Annotated in this window: 1 protein-coding gene and 1 pseudogene; one reads left to right on the forward strand and one right to left on the reverse strand. The window is 56.9% G+C overall.

Features of this window, described 5'->3' with window-relative positions; all coding sequences use genetic code 11:
• Positions 1 to 178: 178 nt before the first annotated feature.
• The gene (locus tag BSG20_RS35340) at positions 179 to 397 is read left to right on the forward strand and encodes a transposase (protein WP_093042031.1); all 219 of its coding nucleotides are present in this window, start codon (positions 179 to 181) and stop codon (positions 395 to 397) included.
• Positions 398 to 469: 72 nt separating this feature from the next.
• Here BSG20_RS35340 and BSG20_RS35345 read toward each other — a convergent pair.
• Positions 470 to 1,223: pseudogene (locus BSG20_RS35345) on the reverse strand (integrase core domain-containing protein).
• Positions 1,224 to 1,400: the final 177 nt, after the last annotated feature.

A 1,400-nucleotide genomic window follows, 5' to 3' on the forward strand; every position in this document is an offset into this window, starting at 1 on the left:
TGCTCCAGGAACACATCGCTCCCGCGCATCGAACCGCCTCGCCAAGGCGGATGTAGTCTATCTTTGGCCTAGCTATTTCAGCAGCCTGCTAGTCTTACTGAGTCACAAAATCCGGGGATTCGGGCTGGGCAATGATGTGCTAGCGTAAGCGATTCGTGGTCAGTAGGAGAAAGCTGAGATGAATGGCGTGAGCATGGGAAGTGAAGCAGCCTTTGCGGATTATGTCCATAGGCTGGTCGATGTGTTCGGCCACGCCGATCGGGCGGAGCCGCTCAACGATTACTGCCTCGGACTAATGCTGCCGGTGGACCGCAAGAGTGTCGAGCCTCTGGCAGCGGTGACACGCGCCAAATTCGATCGCCACCGTCAGGCGGCACGTGACCGTCGCACTCAGTAGCAGCCTTCACCGATGTCCATGCTGCACCAGGACAATGCCTGCTAAAATCCACAAACTTGTGACGCAGTAAGACTAGATGTTTAGTCCCGGCATTTGGTAGAGCGGATCGAGGGTGAAGCGTTCGGGCTGTGAAGCCCATGCCTTGCAAATGAACTCGTAGGGTGTGAGACCCTTCAGAATCTTGAGTCTGCGGCCGAAGTTGTAAGCGGCGACGAAGTCGGCGAGGTGCTGGCGCAGTTGATCGTGGATTTCATAGTAGAAGCGTCTGACGGTGGCGTCCTTGATGGTTCGGTTCATTCTCTCAACCTGACCGTTGGTCCACGGATGCTTGGCCTTGGTGGTGCGGTGCTCGATATCGCTGGTGGCGCAGGTGTATTCGAAGGCATGGGCCCGGAAACGTTCGCCATTGACGATCGCCTCTTTGATCAGCGGCACAGCGGACCCTCCGGCGCCGGGCGTAGTGAACTGAATCCCGTAGCACCTACGGAAGGAATGTATAGTGGCAGCCGAGACAGCGGTGCAGCGACGACCGCGTAAGATGCGGGATTGTCGGCTGCAGCGCATAGAGGCAGTCATCGAGCGGTAGCAGCGTGTAGCGCCGGAAGGCGACAATAACTGCTTCTTCCTCGACAGAGAGGACCGTCGATCTCGGTTCCTTCGGGCCGGTCGGCAGGTCTGCGACGGAGGTCCGCTTCCGCCACTTGGCGACGGTCTTCTGATTGATCCCGTAGCGCTTCGAGAGCGCCCTCAGGCTCTCTTGACTATGTTGTATCGCTCGGCGGACTGCCTCTGTCGTCGTGGCGCTCCCATGAAGAACCTGGCCCATAGTGCATCCTTTGATTCGGAAGACAAAAATGCCCCATCAAAGCCTGGGATCAAACATTGTCTTATGACTATCCGTTCCAATCGTGGAGTTGCCCCATAAAAACCGGACAGGATCAGATTTCTGTTTGACGGTTTAAGAACTCACGCGGGGATCGATATCCCAAAGCCTTGTGCGGGT

The organism is Rhizobium tibeticum (assembly GCF_900110205.1).
Classification (GTDB): Bacteria; Pseudomonadota; Alphaproteobacteria; order Rhizobiales; family Rhizobiaceae; genus Rhizobium; species Rhizobium tibeticum.